Source organism: Arsukibacterium sp. UBA3155 (assembly GCA_002364615.1).
Lineage (GTDB): Bacteria > Pseudomonadota > Gammaproteobacteria > Enterobacterales > Alteromonadaceae > Alishewanella.
Genome location: DEYP01000012.1, coordinates 55,188 through 72,348 on the forward strand (window position 1 = coordinate 55,188; position 17,161 = coordinate 72,348).

16 protein-coding genes are annotated in these 17,161 nt (G+C 48.8%); 13 read left to right on the forward strand and 3 right to left on the reverse strand.

Going from position 1 to position 17,161, the window contains the following annotated elements:
- Positions 1–7 precede the first annotated feature (7 nt).
- The 7 genes from B2X65_RS03955 (at position 8) to B2X65_RS03985 (ending at position 8,912) form a co-directional block, all read left to right on the forward strand.
- Positions 8–955: a DUF58 domain-containing protein gene (locus B2X65_RS03955; protein ID WP_290610815.1), complete on the forward strand. Its 948-nt coding sequence runs from the start codon at positions 8–10 to the stop codon at positions 953–955.
- Positions 945–1,439, forward strand: a complete 495-nt coding sequence (locus B2X65_RS03960) for a DUF4381 domain-containing protein (protein WP_290610816.1) — start codon at positions 945–947, stop codon at positions 1,437–1,439. Before B2X65_RS03955 ends, B2X65_RS03960 begins: the two co-directional genes overlap by 11 nt.
- Positions 1,432–2,421: a vWA domain-containing protein gene (locus tag B2X65_RS03965; protein ID WP_290610817.1), complete on the forward strand. Its 990-nt coding sequence runs from the start codon at positions 1,432–1,434 to the stop codon at positions 2,419–2,421. The genes B2X65_RS03960 and B2X65_RS03965 overlap by 8 nt, the downstream gene beginning before the upstream one ends.
- Positions 2,405–4,267 (forward strand): vWA domain-containing protein, encoded by a 1,863-nt coding sequence (locus B2X65_RS03970; RefSeq protein ID WP_290610818.1) that lies wholly within the window; start codon positions 2,405–2,407, stop codon positions 4,265–4,267. The genes B2X65_RS03965 and B2X65_RS03970 overlap by 17 nt, the downstream gene beginning before the upstream one ends.
- Positions 4,261–5,970: a BatD family protein gene (locus B2X65_RS03975; protein WP_290610819.1), complete on the forward strand. Its 1,710-nt coding sequence runs from the start codon at positions 4,261–4,263 to the stop codon at positions 5,968–5,970. Before B2X65_RS03970 ends, B2X65_RS03975 begins: the two co-directional genes overlap by 7 nt.
- A 177-nt stretch (positions 5,971–6,147) precedes the next feature.
- Positions 6,148–7,599, forward strand: coding sequence for a sodium/proline symporter PutP (putP, locus tag B2X65_RS03980; protein WP_414631409.1), 1,452 nt, complete (start codon positions 6,148–6,150; stop codon positions 7,597–7,599).
- A 92-nt stretch (positions 7,600–7,691) separates the two neighbouring features.
- Complete coding sequence (locus B2X65_RS03985; protein ID WP_290610821.1) at positions 7,692–8,912, forward strand: EAL and HDOD domain-containing protein; 1,221 nt, start codon at positions 7,692–7,694, stop codon at positions 8,910–8,912.
- A gap of 35 nt (positions 8,913–8,947) precedes the next feature.
- Here the strand turns inward: B2X65_RS03985 and B2X65_RS03990 are convergent, their stop codons facing one another.
- A complete protein-coding gene (locus tag B2X65_RS03990; RefSeq protein WP_290610822.1) occupies positions 8,948–9,259 on the reverse strand; it encodes a ComEA family DNA-binding protein in 312 nt (103 codons plus the stop codon).
- 339 nt (positions 9,260–9,598) lie between these two features.
- Between B2X65_RS03990 and B2X65_RS03995 the strand changes: the two genes are divergently transcribed.
- The 5 genes from B2X65_RS03995 to B2X65_RS04015 all read left to right on the forward strand — a co-directional run bounded on the left by B2X65_RS03995 (position 9,599) and on the right by B2X65_RS04015 (position 13,263).
- The gene (locus tag B2X65_RS03995; protein WP_290610823.1) at positions 9,599–9,856 is read left to right on the forward strand and encodes a PepSY domain-containing protein; all 258 of its coding nucleotides are present in this window, start codon (positions 9,599–9,601) and stop codon (positions 9,854–9,856) included.
- Entirely contained in the window at positions 9,856–10,533 is a 678-nt protein-coding gene (locus B2X65_RS04000) for a response regulator transcription factor (RefSeq protein WP_290610824.1), read from the forward strand. The genes B2X65_RS03995 and B2X65_RS04000 overlap by 1 nt, the downstream gene beginning before the upstream one ends.
- A 2-nt stretch (positions 10,534–10,535) precedes the next feature.
- Positions 10,536–11,861, forward strand: coding sequence for an ATP-binding protein (locus B2X65_RS04005; RefSeq protein ID WP_290610826.1), 1,326 nt, complete (start codon positions 10,536–10,538; stop codon positions 11,859–11,861).
- 89 nt (positions 11,862–11,950) lie between these two features.
- A complete protein-coding gene (gene folX, locus B2X65_RS04010; RefSeq protein WP_046556111.1) occupies positions 11,951–12,313 on the forward strand; it encodes a dihydroneopterin triphosphate 2'-epimerase in 363 nt (120 codons plus the stop codon).
- 59 nt (positions 12,314–12,372) lie between these two features.
- Positions 12,373–13,263, forward strand: a complete 891-nt coding sequence (locus B2X65_RS04015; protein ID WP_290610827.1) for a TIGR01777 family oxidoreductase — start codon at positions 12,373–12,375, stop codon at positions 13,261–13,263.
- A gap of 15 nt (positions 13,264–13,278) precedes the next feature.
- On the opposite strand, the gene B2X65_RS04020 is transcribed toward B2X65_RS04015, so the two are convergent.
- Entirely contained in the window at positions 13,279–15,765 is a 2,487-nt protein-coding gene (locus tag B2X65_RS04020) for an ABC transporter permease (RefSeq protein ID WP_290610828.1), read from the reverse strand.
- Entirely contained in the window at positions 15,755–16,471 is a 717-nt protein-coding gene (locus B2X65_RS04025; RefSeq protein ID WP_290610829.1) for an ABC transporter ATP-binding protein, read from the reverse strand. The genes B2X65_RS04020 and B2X65_RS04025 overlap by 11 nt, the downstream gene beginning before the upstream one ends.
- On the opposite strand from B2X65_RS04025, the gene B2X65_RS04030 reads away from it, so the two are divergent.
- On the forward strand, positions 16,470–17,057 hold the full coding sequence (locus B2X65_RS04030) for an arylesterase (protein WP_290610830.1): 588 nt from the start codon (positions 16,470–16,472) through the stop codon (positions 17,055–17,057). The two genes, B2X65_RS04025 and B2X65_RS04030, sit on opposite strands and share 2 nt — an antisense overlap.
- The last annotated feature ends 104 nt before the right edge of the window (positions 17,058–17,161 follow it).

Sequence of the window (17,161 nt, forward strand, 5' to 3'; positions counted from 1 at the left end):
TAGCCCTATGAACACCGCGTTTTCTGCCAACGAATGGCTAAAGCAATTAAGTGCCGACGGCAGCTCTGTCGAGTTGCCCGAATTACTGTGGTACCAACGCCATACTAAGGTACTGAACCTTAAACCCTCGATCAATATCCACAGTAAGCTGGCGGGTACCTATCTGGCGCGCAGCAAAGGCCGGGGTATGGAGTTTGACGAAGTACGGCATTATCAGCCGGGGGACGATGTTCGTACGATCGACTGGCGGGTAACGGCGCGCAGTGGCAAAGTGCACACCAAGTTATTCCGGGAAGAAAAAGAGCGGCCGGTATTTATTCTCACTGATTTGACTGACAGCATGCGATTTGGCAGCAGTTTATTATTTAAATCAGTGCAGGCGGCGCATCTGGCTGCCGTTATTGCCTGGCATGTAAAAGACCATGGCGATAAACTCGGCGGACTGGTGTTCAGCAATCAGCACCATCGCGAGTTAAAACCGCAGGGTCGCAGCCATGGGGTGCTTCGCTACCTGCAGGCGCTGCAACAATGTCATCATGGCAAAACCAACACCAATGGCTTAACCCTGACGCAGGCTCTGGGCCAGCAACGGCGACTGAGCCGCCCTGGCAGTCTGGTGTATATTCTGTCGGACTTTAATCAAATCGATGAGCAGGCGCTACGGCATATCAGGGCTATTAGCCAGCATAACGAAGTAACCTGTTGTCAGATTAGTGATCCGCTTGAACTGGCAATACCAAGCGCAGCCAATGGCATCGCGGCCGTGCGCAACAAACAGCTGGTGGTAAGTGCTGAGCTGGCTGACGCCGGCTTACGCCTGCGTTACCAGCAACAGCAACAGCAACGACAACAGCAACTGTCGACCTCACTGGCGCAACTGGGCTGTAAATGGCTTAACATCAGCGCTGGCGAACCTGTAATCCGTCAGCTGGAGCAAATTCACTATGGCCGCTAAGCAACAATTACGAGAGCAGCTGGTGGATATTGCCGAACCCAGCTACCAACTTGCCTGGCAAATACCACCAGGTGCTTATATTTTACTGGCCCTTGCCATAATAGCTTTCGCATATGGCAGCTGGTTGCTGTACAAGCGCTGGCGTTTTTTAGGCGCTAAACGCCAGGCAATAGCCCTGCTTAACCAGTTAGAGCCTGAAGCCACCAGTCAAATTAACCAGCTGCTAAAGCGAGTCGTCAAGCATTATGCTCCGGCTCACCCGGTGCTGACCGCCAGCACCTTGCAATGGCAACACTTTTTACAACATTACCTGCCTGCAACTGCCCTGCCTGATCTGAACGCGCTGCTTTATCATACCGAGGTCAACCCAGAGCATCGCCGGCAATTCTATCAGTTTGCCGGCAGCTGGCTACGCAGTCTGAAGCCGGCAACCGTGACTAGCAGCCAACAGCACGATTATCCGGAGGAACCGGCTGATGTTTGAGCTGACATACCCCTGGCTGACATTACTGCTTATTTTGCCTTTTTTCTTCAAGAAACGCCGCCAGGATAGTGGCGATGCGCTGACATTACCCGCTTTGGCCAGATTGGCCGCGAAACAGCAACCGAGGCCGGGTTTAAAACGTCATTTTGCCACGTTGCCGCATGCGCTGATTTGGCTGCTGCTGGTGCTGGCGGCGTGTCAGCCCCGTTGGCTCGGCGAACCGGTTACCCTGCCCCAGCAAGGCCGCGATTTAATGCTGGCCATTGATTTATCCGGTTCGATGGACATGAGTGATATGGTGCTGGATGGCCAGGCTATGAACCGTTTAGCGGCAGTAAAACGGGTCGTCGGTGATTTTATTGTGCAACGTAAGGGAGATCGCCTGGGTTTAATATTATTTGCTGACGCGGCGTATCAGCAAACACCACTAACCTACGATCTTGCGACGGTCCAAACTTTTTTAGATGACAGTCAGTTAAAGCTGGTTGGCCAGCGCACCGCTATTGGTGAAGCCATTGGCCTGGCCGTCAAACGCTTAAATGAATATGAAACCAGTAATAAGGTGCTGGTGCTGTTAAGTGATGGCGCCAATAACGCCGGTAATATTCAGCCGCTGGAGGCCCTGGCGTTAGCCAAGGCTGCCGGGATCAAAATTTATACGGTTGGCGTGGGTGCTGAACAAATGGTGCAGCAAACCATTTTTGGCCGGCGCACTGTTAACCCGTCGCAGGATTTAGATGAGCAATTACTAAAGCAGATTGCCAGTGAAACAGGAGGCCAATATTTTCGGGCACGCAGTCTCGGTGAACTGGCGCAAATTTATCAGTTACTTGATCAACTGGAACCCATCAGCCGCGATAACCTGACTTACCGGCCGCAGCGCAGTTTGCTGCACTGGCCACTCGCGGTGGCATTACTGTTATCTTTTATGCTGGCAATCCGGCGTATTAACTGGCGGAGGCTGTATGAACCTGCTCGCTGATTTTCACTTATTGCGCCCCTGGTGGCTGCTGGCACTGCTGCCTGTTGTCGTACTGTGGCTGCTTTTACTCAGCTACCGGCAACAACGCAGCGCCTGGCAAAGTGTTATTGCCCCGCACTTACAACAACTGATGCTAAGTGGCTCGCGGGTAACTAAACGCAACCCCCTGGCGCTGCCAATCTTGTTTATTTGCTGGCTACTGAGCACCCTGGCCCTGGCCGGGCCCAGCTGGCACAAGCAACCACAACCGGCGTTTAGCCTTAACAAAGCCACCGTACTGATTGTTGATATGTCCATGTCGATGCGCGCTACCGATATGTCGCCTGACAGGGTTAGTCAGCAACGATTTAAAGCGCTGGACTTTATTGATGATCTCTCTGAAGGCGAACTGGCCCTGATCAGCTTTGCAGGAGATGCCTTCGTTATTTCGCCTTTAACGCCCGATTTCAACAATGTCCGGTTACTGCTCAATGAGCTTAAACCTGAATTAATGCCAGTGCAGGGCTCTAATATTGAAGCGGCGCTGCAGATGGCAGACACTCTGTTGCGTCAGGCCGGCCATAGTCGCGGCGATGTCGTGCTGTTTACCGATGGTTTTGCCTCTGCAGACTACCAGCCAATTATTACCCGGTTAGATAACTGGCCGCACCGGCTATCGGTACTGGCATTTGGGACCGAACAGGGTGCTCCGGTACAACTTGAAGACGGCCAGCTGCTAAAAGACAGCCGCGGCGCGGTGGTGATCCCAAAAGTACCGTTGTCGCAACTGGCAGCGCTTGCACGCAAGGGCCGCGGCAATTTTGCCGTTGCCGGCAGCACTAACAGCGATATATCCGCTTTGCTGGGCACGATTAACAGCCCGTCTGAGCGACCGGCTGAAAATAGCGGGCAATTTGCCGGTGATCTGTGGCAGGACAATGCCGTCTATCTGGTATGGCTCCTGTTACCCCTGGCATTATATCTGGCCAAACGAGCGCCGGTACTGGTGTTATTACCGCTGTGTTACTTGCCAAACGCAGAAGCTGCAGTCTCCGGGATCTGGCGTGACTTATGGCAAACCCCGGCTCAGCAAGCGATTACCGATTACCGGCAGCAAGATTATCAGCAGGCGCAACAGAAGTTCACCGATCCGCTTTGGCAGGGTAACGCTGCATATCGGCTGCAGGATTATGCCAGTGCCGAGCAAGCATTTAAGCAAGCCGCGCAGCAACAACCGAGCGCAGATGCTTATGCTAACCTCGGTAATAGTCTGGCGTTGCAACAAAAATATGACCAGGCTATGGCCAGTTATCAGCAGGCATTGCAACTTGATCCTGACCATCAGCAGGCAAAACAAAATGCTGAGCTGCTAAAGCAGATGAAACAACAACAGAACCAGCAGCAACAGAATAGCGAACAACAGGACGGTGAACAGCAGGATAGCGAATCATCTGCTGAGAGCGGCGACAATACAGCTGAATCTGAAGGTAACAGTCAAGATCAGGGGCAAAGTAAGCCAGAACAATCTGATACGCAGCAAGATCCTGCGCAGCAAGGTTCTGAGAATAATGACGCCGGCGAGCAATCGAGCCAAACTGAAAACGATGAGCAACAAGCTGAACCATCCCAATCGGCAACGGATGCAGCGGCGCAGGAACTGGAGCAGCCGAATCCGACTGAGTCTGAGCAACAAAAAGCTATCCGGGAGAAGTGGCCTAATGCCAGTCTGGAAGAACAGCAACAACTGGATAATTTATTACGCAAAGTTCAGGACGATCCGGGTCTGCTATTGCGCAACCGGATGAATCTGGAGTATCAGAAACGCCGTCAATTCGCTGTTCCCAGAGGAGTAGAGCAAGAATGGTAATACGTAGTCTGTTATGGTCCCGGGTAGCACCCGTTATGCTGCTCAGCATGTTATTGGGTACAATGCTTAGCACGCCTGCGTTTGCCATAAGTGAGTTAACGGCTCGTGTCGACAAAAACCCGGTTATGCTCGGTGAAAGCATTGTGCTCGAGGTAACCGCAGATAGCAGAGTGCCTGCCAACAGTATCAATTTCAGGGTACTGGACAGTAATTTTACGGTTATGGTGCCTTCGGTAAACCAAAGTACCCGTGTCATTAACGGCGACGCAAGTCACAGCACCACCTGGACCGTGACCATGCTGCCTAAAACCAGCGGCACCTTTACTATACCCGCTTTTACTATTGATAACGTCAGTAGTAAACCACTGTCTGTTGAGATTGTGCCGGTGCAGCAGGGTTCTGGCCAGCTGCGTGACGTATTTCTGCAAAGTGAGCTAAGCAGTAACAACCTGATGGTACAGCAGATGGTGTACTACGATGTCACTATCTTTTTCAGTGGCGATATTCAACGAGGCAGTCTGACCGAGCCGCAACTGGATGACGCCCTTATTCAGCAGGTTGGCCAGGATAAAGAAGGAACAGAACTGATTGATGGCGAACGGTATCGCTCTATTACCCGGCGCTATGCCATCACACCACAACGCAGCGGCGAGTTCATTATTAGCCCCCCTACTTTCACTGGTGATGTGATAGACCGGGAAAGTGCCCGGCAAAGCTACTTTGCCCGCAGCCGCACTATAGTGCGCGAAGCTGAAGCATTGCCAATCACAGTACAGGCTCAACCAGCAAGCTATAGTGGTGACTGGCTGGTTGCCGGGCTGGTCACGCTGAATGAGGAATGGCAGCCGGCGCAAACGCAATTGCTACAAGGAGAGCCGGTGACCCGGATCATTACCCTGTCAGCGGTTGATGTCGCAGCCAACCAGTTGCCGGAGCTTAACATCAATCTGCCGGAAGGGTTTCGGGTTTACCAGGAACAACCTCAGGTTAAAGGTGCAGAGCGGGCCGGCCGCTTAGTCGCACAAAAAGTGATTACCAGTGCCATTATTGCTAACAGGCCAGGTGAATATGAATTGCCAGAGGTGAAAATAAGCTGGTGGAATAGCCAGACCAACCAACTGGAGCAGACAGTGTTACCTGGCCGGACCGTTCAGGTTCAGGCTGATCCAATCCAGCCCGAGAGTACAACCGTGTCGCCCCGCGAACCCACCCAAGCCTCACCCGCTACCGCAGCTTCGCCACAATCAGGGTCGAACTGGCGCTGGAACTACACCAGCTGGCTGTTGGTCACTGGCTGGCTATTGACCGTGATCCTGGTTGCCTGGCACAAAATGATTTGGCAAAAACGTCGCGATCATCAGGCTTCGTCAGCCACTACCTCAGGTCACAAAGTGTCACACTTTGACAGTAAAGCGTTACGGGCCGCCTGTAAAACGCACCATAAAAATGCTGCGAGCGAACAGCTTCTGCTTTGGGCCCGTCACCATAAAATTTTAACACGAGGGTCTTTAAGTGCACTGTGTGAGCGCATCAGGCCTGGTGCGTTGAAAGAGCAAATAGCGCAACTAAATGCCGCACTTTATGGCGATAGCGCCGCAAACTGGCAAGGCGATCTGTTGTGGCAGGCATGGTCAGATTATCAGCACCATGAAGCGCCACCAGCAGCCACAACGGAATTGCCCCCACTCTACCCGGAGCAATAATGGGTGATGTGCCCGCTAACGCACCCATGAAACAGCGCCGGCTTTAGCCGGCGTTGTCTTGTTTATTATAAAGCACTGGTAAGCCCGGGTTCATCTTGTTAGCATAAAAACAAATAATAAGGAGTCTATGCTTTGGAAACTGCAACTATTTTTGCCCTAGGTATCTATTTTGCCGCCATGATAGGAATTGGCTTATACGCCTATCGCAATACTGATGAAGACGTATCAGGTTACATGTTAGGTGGCCGTAAATTGGGGCCAGGCGTTACCGCACTGTCTGCTGGCGCCTCAGATATGAGTGGCTGGATGTTGATGGGATTGCCAGGTGCAATGTACCTTACCGGCCTGAGCAGTGCCTGGATAGCCGTCGGCTTGTTAATTGGCGCGTACATTAACTATCTTGTGGTTGCGCCAAGACTGAGGGTATATACCGAAGTGGCCAACGATGCCATTACTATTCCTGATTACTTTGAAAAGCGCTTTGAAGATAAAACCCGGCTACTTCGGGTCGTTTCATCGCTCGTTATCGTCGTTTTCTTTACCCTTTACACCTCATCCGGGGTAGTTGGCGGCGGCAAACTGTTTGAAAGTTCGTTTAACTTAAGCTATGAGCTTGGTTTGTACGTTACAGCCGGAGTCGTCGTTGTTTATACGCTTATTGGCGGCTTTATGGCGGTGAGTATGACCGACTTTGTCCAGGGCTGTATTATGTTCGTATCGCTGGTGCTGGTCCCGGTGGTCGCACTGGATCACCTGGGTGGCTTTAGTGAAGTTAAACAAGTCGCAGAAAGTATCAACCCCCAATTAATTAACTGGGTAGGCGCGTCATCACTTGTTGCCATTATTTCCGCATTATCCTGGGGGCTTGGATATTTTGGTCAGCCACATATTATTGTCCGCTTTATGGCAATTCGTTCCGTTAAAGATATTAAAACGGCGCGTCGCATTGGTATGAGCTGGATGCTGGTCACCATTGTCGGGGCGTTAATGACCGGCTTTGTCGGCATTGCTTATGTTGCCAAAACCCAGATGACATTAAGCGATCCTGAAACTATTTTTATTGTGTTCTCACAGTTTTTGTTTCATCCCTTTATTGCCGGTTTTTTACTGGCCGCTATTTTAGCCGCCATTATGAGTACTATTTCTTCACAGCTGTTAGTAACATCCAGCTCACTGACAGAAGATTTTTACAAAACCTTTGTTAAACGTGATGCCACTCAACGAGAGCTGGTGTTAGTCGGTCGCATATCAGTACTTGCCGTGGCATTAGTTGCCATTGCACTGGCTTACGATCGGGACAGTTCAGTCCTGCAACTGGTAAGTAATGCCTGGGCAGGCTTTGGTGCCGCGTTCGGACCGCTGATTATTCTCAGTCTTTACTGGAAACGAATGACCTTTGCCGGCGCGTTAAGTGGCATTGTGGTAGGCGCGGTGACTGTTTTAATCTGGATTTATGCACCGTTTACCATTAACGGCGCCAGCTTAAGCAGCACACTATACGAAATCGTTCCTGGTTTTATTCTCAGCACACTGGCGATTATTATCGTCAGTAAGTTTAGCCAGGGCCCTGCGCCGAGCGTACTGACCATGTTTAACAAGATGCAACAACAGTTGGCCGATCAGAGATAGCAGACCAGTTACCCACAACGCAATAAAGTGCTACCGCGTTGTGGGTAAAATTTGCTAAATTACTTTAAGAAACTATTTGAGATACCTGCAATATGTATTTTTATGCTGCGCGCCAACCTATTCTCGACCGCAATAAAGTGCTTTACGCCTATGAGTTACTGTTTCGTGACGGCCTGAGCAATGTTTTTCCGGAAATTGATGGTGATGAAGCCACCTCACGAATGATTGAAGGCAGCCAGTTTAGTTTTGGCTTAGATGATTTTCTTGGCGACAAACCCGGCTTTATCAATTTCACGCTTGAGACGCTGCTGAAAAAATACCCCAGTATGCTGCCCAAAGAGCAAGTGGTGGTAGAAATACTTGAGACGGTACAACCCGGAAAACGGCTGTTGGCAGAATGTCAGCAATTGAAAGAACAAGGGTATACGCTGGCGCTGGATGACTATATTCATCAGCCCGTTTGGCGTCACTTTTATCCTTTTATCGATATTATCAAAATTGACTTTCGCAGCACCGATATCGATACCATAAAACAGGTGCAGCAATCGATTGTCGATTTTCCGCATATTAAATTACTGGCAGAGAAAGTTGAAACTAATGAAGAGTTTCAGCAGGCTCTGGATATGGGTTTCTATTACTTTCAGGGTTTCTTTTTCTCGCAACCAGAGATGATGCAAACCAAAGCACTTTCTCCGGCACAAATGACCCTGGCAGAATTGTTATACGAAACGTCCAAAGCAGAAATGGACCTGACAAAAATTACCGAAGTTTTTCAACGTGACGTCAGCTTGTCATACAAATTGTTACGCTACAGCAACTCTTCAATTTTTAAACGCCGGGCTGAAATCGAAACGATTAAACAAGCACTGGTTGTGTTGGGCCAAACCGAATTAAAAAAATTCTTATCGTTACTGTTTACCGCGCAAATTAGCAGTGATAAACCTGCCGAGTTAATGAGAATGTCGATGACCCGGGCCCGCTTTGCCGAGGGCTTAGCCAACATTGATGGCAAGGTAGATACCGGCAAGGCGTTTTTAACCGGCCTGATGTCACTGATGGATGCGATCTTGGATGAACCCATCGCCAGCGTAATGGAAAAGCTGCCGCTGGCGAAAGAAATTAAAGACGCGTTGGTAGAAAACAGCGGAAAACTGGCGGAATACTTAACCCTGATAAAATATTATGAAACTGCGCAGTGGCAACAGGCAAATCAGGCAATCAACCAACTGGGTATTGCCAGTGACAAAGTACCAGACGCCTATCATACTGCGGTGCAGTGGGCGAACGAACAAATGAAGGCCTTAGGAGATTAACTCTAAGGCTCTGTCATTGTGTGATAGGCCGTTAACTATTCAAAGCTAACGTATTGAGCCACTTTTGCAGCCAGTTTATCACCAATGCCTTTCACTTCAGTTAACTGTTTCTCGCTGGTTATCGGGCCTTTTTCCTGAATATAAGCCAGAATTGCCTGAGCCTTAGATTTGCCAATACCCGGTACCGCTTCCAATTGCTCAATGCTGGCTTTATTCAGATTTAACTTCTGCTGTTGTGCTGCTGTTGCAGTTTGTTTATCCAGAGAGGTGCCTGGCTTTGCTGCCAGCGTTTGGTTTGCCGTTACGGTCAACCCGGTTAACAACAATGCAATGATTACATTTTTCATTAAATATTCCTTTCCATTTTTTAGCTGCGTCCCTGCAAAACAATTGGTAAACGGTTCAGCCACTACAACTGTTCAGATTGGTCCTTTAAACAGTGGCCCGGCAACGAACCCAGGAAAGCAACATTTTAATACCAATCAAATTATAAGTTAGCCTTTTATTTTACTTTTGCAAATATTATTTAACCTTTTATTTTAGAATATTTCAATGTTGCTACTGTCTCTATTCAGCGACAATTAATGCTGTCTGGCATAGGCTAGCGCTAACTTGAAATTTAAAGTTTATTGTTGCGTTCAATATAGTTAGGTAACATACAACTGAACACAAATGTGGAGAATCGTATGCTTCGTTCCCTGCTGTTGCTGATAATGCTGTCGGTGGTAACACTGACACCTGACGCCATGGCACTTGGTAAACAACAACCTCAGGTTACTAAAGAGCAAGCGGCCAACCTTGCTCAGCAACGTTTCCCCGGCAAAGTGTTAAAAGTACAAACCGAAAACCGCCACTACCGGGTGCGCTTAATTCAGGCAGATGGCAGAGTAATTACCGTACTGGTCGATAATCGTACCGGCCGGGTTGAAAGGGATGATAAATAATGCGGGTACTAGTGGTTGAAGATGAAACATTATTAGCTGATCAAATAAAGCATCAGCTAGTCCAGCAGCAATTCAGTGTCGATATCGCACAGGATGGTGATGATGGCTGGTTTAAACTGGCTGAATATCCCTACGATTTAGCGGTTATCGATCTCGGCTTGCCTAAAATGGACGGTTTAAGCCTTATTCGAAAGGCACGCCAACAAGAAATTAAAACACCTATTATCATTCTGACCGCCCGTGGTAGCTGGCAGGAAAAAGTAGAAGGTCTGGACGCGGGTGCTGATGATTATTTAACCAAGCCATTTCATGGTGAGGAACTACTGGCACGATGTAATGCTTTAATTCGCCGGGCTGCCGGACAACCGGACCCTACCCTGAGTGCCGGCCCGGTGTCGCTTAATAGTCGAACGCAACAGGTGTGGCTGCATGAAGACGAAGTGAGCCTGACTGCCTATGAGTATAAGGTCCTTGAATACTTTATGCTTAACCCAAGCAAAGTTATTTCTAAAACTGAATTAACCGAACATATCTATGATCAGGATTTTGATTTAGACAGCAATGTTATTGAAGTTTTTGTGCTCAGACTTCGCAAAAAGCTTGATCCTGATGGCGAATTAAAGCCGATAGAGACGCTACGCGGTCGTGGTTATCGCTTTAACCTGACTATTAGTTAAACATGACACTGTCACTCAAGCTTCGCCAGGGCTTGGTCAGCATCGTATTGTTACTGCTGCTGTTACCAAGCTCTTTTATTGCCATAGACCAGGCGTTTTTCACCCAGCTGCTCACCAGTGCAGAGCAAAAGCTTGAAGTGCATATGTATGCCATGCTGTCTGATCTGAAAATCATTGATGGTAAAATTGAGCTGAGCAATAACACCCTGTCACCCGATTTTTTCCGACCTGATTCTGGTTTAAGTGCCTATGTAACCAGCGTTGATAACAGCGATAATAATGCTATTGTCTGGCAATCGGACTCGTCATTAAGTCAGAATTTCAGCCCGCCTGATACCAATCTGGTACCGGGTGAGCATTCGTTTTATTCTTATAGCAGCGCCAATGAGGAATACTGGCTATTAAGTATTGCCCTGCTGTTTGATTCGGGCGAGCAAACCCGACCATTAGCGATTCACATTGTGCAAACTAATACCATGTTAATTGCCCCGTACCTAAGCTTTCGCAATACCTTACTTACCTGGTTTATCTGGATTGCAGCGGCATTAGTGCTGTTAAGTGTGCTGGCGTATTACTGGACCACCAAGCCACTGAGTAATCTCGATCAGGAAATCAGGAAATTAGAGGGTGGCGAGCAGGATCATCTGAACGGTCAGTACCCGGTAGAACTAACCAATATCAAAGAAGACTTAAATTTACTGCTGGCCAATCAAAACCGGCAAAAACAGCGTTACCGCAACCACCTCAGTGATCTGGCTCATGCATTAAAAACTCCGGTAGCGGTGCTTAAAACCTCTGCCTTAAGCGAGCAACCCGAATTAAAAGAGCAACTTGACCGGATCAGTGCCATGATCGAGCACCAACTGAAACGCGCCAGCAGCTCTGGTCAGGATATATGGAAAAAACAATTTGATATCCTGCCCCATGTGGACAAACTATGTAACGCTTTGCAAAAAATTTACCGGGATAAAGAGTTACATATTCACATTGACTGTGCAGAGAATGCCACATTCCGGGGCGATGAAACGGACTTAATGGAAATACTGGGTAATTTACTGGATAACGCCTGTAAAGCCTGTCAACGCCAGGTAAAACTAACGGTTATACAAAACCCGCTCAATTTAATTGTTGAAGATGATGGTCCGGGAATTGCCAAAGATGCCAGGAAAAAGCTGTTCGAACGCGGCACACGGCTCGACACCTACAAAGATGGACATGGCGTTGGCCTGTCTATTGTTGCTGAGTTAGTCTCGTCTTATTCCGGCGGTATGCAAATTACCGACAGCCCAATGGGTGGCGCCCGTTTTGAACTTATTTTTCCTGAATAGCACACAGCGCATTAGTTTAGACTGAATAACACTGATCGCCCCGCCATTCCCTACCGTAAGCTTTAAAAATATTCTGAGGATTAACGATTATGGAACTAAACCCCGCCACCATTAAAATTAAAAACCTTCGCTTACGCACCTTTATTGGCATTAAAGACGATGAAATTAATAATAAACAGGATGTGATCATTAACGCCAGAATCCAGTATAGCGCCAACAATGCTGCCAACAGCGATGATATGAATAACGCCCTGAATTATCGCACTATTACCAAGCAAATAATCGAGCTGGTTGAGATGAACCGCTTTAGTCTGCTTGAGAAGCTAACGGCCGATGTGTTAGCGCTTGCCAGTGCCCATCCGGCAGTGCGCTTTGCTGAAGTAGAGATCGATAAACCGCATGCGTTACGTTTTGCTGACTCCGTGTCGCTGACCCTGTCTGTGAACAAATAATAAAACAGACTATAGTCCGCTATACTTAGCGGTAACAGGCCAACATACAGGAGCATTTCATGCGTATTTTAGTTACTGGTGGAACAGGTTTAATTGGTTCTGCGTTGCTTAAATACTGGCGTGACCAACATCAGATAACGGTGTTAACCCGCCAGCCTGTTGCCGGTTTGCAACAAAACGCTGCACTGAGTTATATCAATTCTCTCAAAGATGTCGACTTTAACCAGCTGGATGCGATAGTTAACCTTGCTGGCGAACCGATAGCCGACAAAAGATGGACCGATAAACAAAAAAAGCGTATTTGCGATAGCCGCTGGCAGCTTACTGAACAACTTACCGAGTGTATTCAGGCAGCAACAACGCCACCGTCTTGTTTAATTAATGGTTCTGCTGTTGGTTATTATGGCCGCCAGGGTAGCGAATTTATTTGTGAAGAACACAGTGCGTTTTACCCCGAGTTTAGTCACGATATCTGTGCTCGCTGGGAAAATATTGCCCGTCAGGCAAGCAGCGAAAAAACGCGGGTATGTCTGCTACGCACCGGTATTGTGTTATCTGATCAGGGTGGTGCACTGAAAAAAATGCTGCCGGCATTTCGGTTTGGCATGGGTGGGCCACTCGGCAATGGCCAGCAATACATGTCCTGGATCCATATTGATGACATGGTAAAACTGATCGACTTTTTACTTAACTCTCCCACCCTGCAAGGGCCGTTTAATGCGGTTGCCCCTAAAGCCGTGACTAACAAACAATTTAGTCAGGCACTGGCAGAGCGGTTAAACCGACCAGCAAAACTTACTATGCCCGCCTTTGTGCTGCGGCTGATGTTTGGTGAGATGGCTGACATTCTGTTATTCGGACAACGGGTAGTACCGCAACAGGCACTGGATGCGGGTTTTAAGTTTGAATATCCAAAACTGCCAGCAGCGCTGGCAGATTTAGATATTTAACCGGTTTAGCACGGGTTAGCTTTGAATAACCCGTCTGATAAGTACCGCACCAGGTATCTGCAGTAACCGACGCAATTGCCACCAGCCCAACAAACTAACAGCGACAATGCCAATAACCGGTCCCATCCACCATAAAGCAAAATGGAACTGAAATGGCATATCAAATACCCGTTGCTGCAATGTCATTAACAGCAATTCCGCCAGCACCGTCGCGAACAATCCTGCCAGTGCTCCCAGAAACGCGAACTCAAGCAACAGCGCATTGCGTAAGAACACATATTTTGCTCCCAGAGTTCTTAAAATTGCCAGCTCCTGCTCACGTTGTTCCAACGTTGCCTGTACCTGAGCAACCAGTACCAGTGCGGCAGCAAGCGCAATAATGACCAGAATAAAGCTTAAGGCAATGGTTACCTGAGCAATAATATCGTTAACCTGATTTATAATGGCATCGACACTGATGACGGTCACCGTTGGCATTTGCCGGGCTAACTGGTTTATCAGTTTACCGCTGCCTTGTTCCAGATAAAAAGCAGTAATATAGGTTGCCGGAAACGTTGCCAGCACATCAGGGCTTAATATCATATAAAAGTTAGGCTGCAGGCTGTTCCAGTCAACCTGACGAATACTGGTGACCGTGGTTGAGATCTGCTGCCCGCCAAGCGAGAAGTTAAGCGTATCGCCAAGCTTTAATTGTAAGCGCTCGGCGATTTCCTGTTCTACCGAGACTTCTGCAGCAGTAGTGTCGGTAAACCACTGTCCTTCAGTAATTTTATTATTGGCAGGTATCTCAGCCAGCCAGGTAAGGTTTAACTCACGCCCGACGCCAACCCGTTGTTCACTGCGATCTTCTTTTGAGGCTTCCTGCTGCAGTGTTTCATCATTAACGGTAATTAACCGGCCACGCACTACCGGATAGAAAGGTTCTGGCTGAAGGTTATTTTTTTGTGTAAAAGCAGTCACCTGCGCTCTCTGCTCTGCGCTAACGTTAACCAGGAAATGGTTAGGAGCGCCTTCAGGAATTTGCTGTCGCCACTGGCCAATTAATTCAGCCCTTAAAAAATACAGCAGTAACGTCAGAAAAATGGCCAGGCTAAAGGTGATCAGCTGAAAACTATTGGGCCACAACCTGCGCCGTAAATTAGCTAAAGCAAGGCGGCCCGCGCTGCTTTGTCCTGCTGCCACCGGCCGGGCCAGTTTTACCATTAACGCGGCAAACCCCAGCAAAATAGCAGCAAATAAGCCGCATAGCAGAAACAGGCCAACACTGATCAATAGCTCGCCACTAAACAGCCACATTAAACCCCATATAGCGGCTGCGCCAAACAGCAATTGCCATTTATCCAGTTTCATCGCTACTGCAGGCTGCTTTAATACTTCGATAGCAGGTGTTTTCGCCAGCTGCCATAATGGTCTGGCAGCAAACAACAGCGCGCAGATAATACAGGTCAGGGTTCCCAAAAACAGAGGTCTGACACTAAACTCGGTTCTATAATCACTAATGTACTGACTAATACCAAACTCAGCAGCAAAAATCGCCAGCTGACCGCCCAGCAAACCCAGTACCAGACTAAACAGCACCACTAAACACAAATGGCTGCCGTAAAGCAGTCTGGCTTTGGCCGTGGTGGCTCCCAGCGCTTTTATAATGGCTACCGCCTGAGTATGTCGCTGACTATAGCGACTGGCAGCTACTGCAGCGGCACATGCCGCCAATACAATACCTAACAGGCCGGCCAGCAATAAAAAGCGCTCTGCCCGCTCCAGAGCGCTGCCAATAGCAGATTCGCGGTCAAGGTTTCGCCAGCGCTGATGCACACTCAGCATCGGTTGCAGTTGTTCTGCCAGCTCATCTAACGCGCTGGTACTACCGGCAAATAAATACCGGTAGCTAATGCGGCTGCCCGGCTGAACTATGTTAGTATTTGGCACATCAGCCAGGTGCATTATTACCCTTGGCGAACCGCCGAATACGCTTAGAGGCGCATCAGGTTCGTTGACAATAACCCCGCCTACCACCAGCCGGGCTTCTCCAAGCTCAACCGTATCACCGGGATTAACCTGCAGTAAATCGAGTAAACGGGCTTCAAACCATACTTCACCCGGCGCTAATTGCCCGGCAGGACCAGAAGTAATGCTTGCCGAGCGGTGCAATACTAAATCGCCGCGCAGCGGGTAGGTGTCACTGACGGCTTTGATGGTGGCCAGTTGCATTTGCTCGCCGGCAAATAACATCGAGTCAAATTGCATCTGGCGGGCGGTTGCAACATTAAGCTCGCCAGCTACCGCAAACAGGGTGTCATCAAATGGCTGACTTGATCCCAACACTCTGTCTGCTGCCGTAAACTGGGCACTACGTTGTTGCAGCGCACTTTTCACGCTTTGGGTAATGCCGCTTAAACTGACAACAGAACCTACCGCCAGAAACAAGGCAAAGGCAATGACCCATAATTCCCCCCGCTTTAGCTCACGCCAGAACAAGCGACCTGCAATACTAGCCCACATTCGCTGTATCCTCTGCTGCAGGCTCTGACGCCACAAAGCGACCCGAGCGCATCTGGAACTGGCGCTGACAACGCTTGGCCAGCTCACTATTATGAGTAACCAGTACTAATGTCGTGCCCTGGCTGTCGTTCAGTTCAAATAATAAGTCTTCAATCATTTTGCCAGTTACTGCATCCAGATTGGCTGACGGCTCATCGGCAAACAGAATGGCAGGCTTAGTTATAAACGCCCTGGCAATAGCAACCCGTTGCTGTTCACCACCGGACAATTGTGATGGAAAAAAATCTGCTCTGGCGCTCAGTCCCACCTGCTCTAACAGTGCCAGCCCACGCTCACGGGCCTTTCTATCACCCGAAAGCTCAGCGGGCAGAGTCACATTTTCCAGCGCGGTTAAACTTGGCAACAATAAAAACGACTGAAACACAAAACCCACATCACGGGCTCTTACGCCCGCCCTTTCGTCTTCAGACATGTTGTGTAAGGGGTGACCCGCCATTTCAATTTCACCCGCGCTTGGGGTATCAAGCCCGGCCAGCAAACTCAGTAAGGTCGACTTGCCTGATCCGGAAGCGCCTACTATTGCTACAGTTTCCCCACGATTGATTGTCAGACTAATATCATGCAGGATAGTCAGTGATCCCTCCGGGACCTTGACGCGTTTAGCAAGGTTTGTTGCTTTAATATGTAATTCAGGTGTGTTATTCATGCGTATCGTCTTATTGTTGTTAATCAGTTTAGCCAGCCACTTCTCATACGCTGACAAATTGCTCATTCTGGGTGATAGCTTAAGTGCCGCATACGGTATGCAGCAACACCAGGGTTGGCCGGCGCTCTTACAGAAAAACACCGAGTGGCAGCTTATCAATGCCAGTATCAGTGGTGAAACCACCTCCGGCGGCCTGGCGAGGCTGCCAGCACTGTTAGCGGAGCATCAACCCGATGCGGTGCTGATAGAACTGGGGGGCAACGATGGCCTGCGAGGCTTTTCAGTAGAGCTCATCCAGGCAAACCTGAATAAAATCATTACGCTGGTCAAGCAGCATAATGCGCAGCCAGTGTTAATGCAAATACGGATCCCACCTAATTATGGACCACGCTACGTTCGACAATTTACGGTAGTTTATCCACAGCTTGCAGAAAAGCATGCCATAACGCTGTGGCCATTTTTTATGGATAGTATTGCCATTAACAATGAATTAATGATGGCGGATGGTATTCATCCCAATGCAGCGGCACAGCCTCTGATCAGCGAATTTATGGCAGATTTACTAAAGGAATTACCAACAAAATAATCTTGTGTTTGCTGCGGTGTCCCGACACCGCCATCACGGCGATAAGGGTAGTCAGTTGGGTATCGTTGACATTGAAGATAGAATGGCGTCCCCTAGGGGATTCG

Bases quoted from the DNA above. Each gene is read 5' to 3' on its own strand.
- B2X65_RS04015 (WP_290610827.1), top strand. From the start codon at position 12,373: ATGCGTATTTTAGTTACTGGTGGAACAGGTTTAATTGGTTCTGCGTTG.
- B2X65_RS04005 (WP_290610826.1), top strand. From the start codon at position 10,536: ATGACACTGTCACTCAAGCTTCGCCAGGGCTTGGTCAGCATCGTATTG.
- B2X65_RS04020 (WP_290610828.1), bottom strand. From the start codon at position 15,765: ATGTGGGCTAGTATTGCAGGTCGCTTGTTCTGGCGTGAGCTAAAGCGG.
- B2X65_RS03985 (WP_290610821.1), top strand. From the start codon at position 7,692: ATGTATTTTTATGCTGCGCGCCAACCTATTCTCGACCGCAATAAAGTG.
- B2X65_RS03975 (WP_290610819.1), top strand. From the start codon at position 4,261: ATGGTAATACGTAGTCTGTTATGGTCCCGGGTAGCACCCGTTATGCTG.
- B2X65_RS03955 (WP_290610815.1), top strand. From the start codon at position 8: ATGAACACCGCGTTTTCTGCCAACGAATGGCTAAAGCAATTAAGTGCC.
- B2X65_RS04025 (WP_290610829.1), bottom strand. From the start codon at position 16,471: ATGAATAACACACCTGAATTACATATTAAAGCAACAAACCTTGCTAAA.
- B2X65_RS03965 (WP_290610817.1), top strand. From the start codon at position 1,432: ATGTTTGAGCTGACATACCCCTGGCTGACATTACTGCTTATTTTGCCT.
- B2X65_RS03960 (WP_290610816.1), top strand. From the start codon at position 945: ATGGCCGCTAAGCAACAATTACGAGAGCAGCTGGTGGATATTGCCGAA.
- folX (WP_046556111.1), top strand. From the start codon at position 11,951: ATGGAACTAAACCCCGCCACCATTAAAATTAAAAACCTTCGCTTACGC.
- B2X65_RS03970 (WP_290610818.1), top strand. From the start codon at position 2,405: ATGAACCTGCTCGCTGATTTTCACTTATTGCGCCCCTGGTGGCTGCTG.
- putP (WP_414631409.1), top strand. From the start codon at position 6,148: ATGATAGGAATTGGCTTATACGCCTATCGCAATACTGATGAAGACGTA.
- B2X65_RS04030 (WP_290610830.1), top strand. From the start codon at position 16,470: ATGCGTATCGTCTTATTGTTGTTAATCAGTTTAGCCAGCCACTTCTCA.
- B2X65_RS03995 (WP_290610823.1), top strand. From the start codon at position 9,599: ATGCTTCGTTCCCTGCTGTTGCTGATAATGCTGTCGGTGGTAACACTG.
- B2X65_RS03990 (WP_290610822.1), bottom strand. From the start codon at position 9,259: ATGAAAAATGTAATCATTGCATTGTTGTTAACCGGGTTGACCGTAACG.
- B2X65_RS04000 (WP_290610824.1), top strand. From the start codon at position 9,856: ATGCGGGTACTAGTGGTTGAAGATGAAACATTATTAGCTGATCAAATA.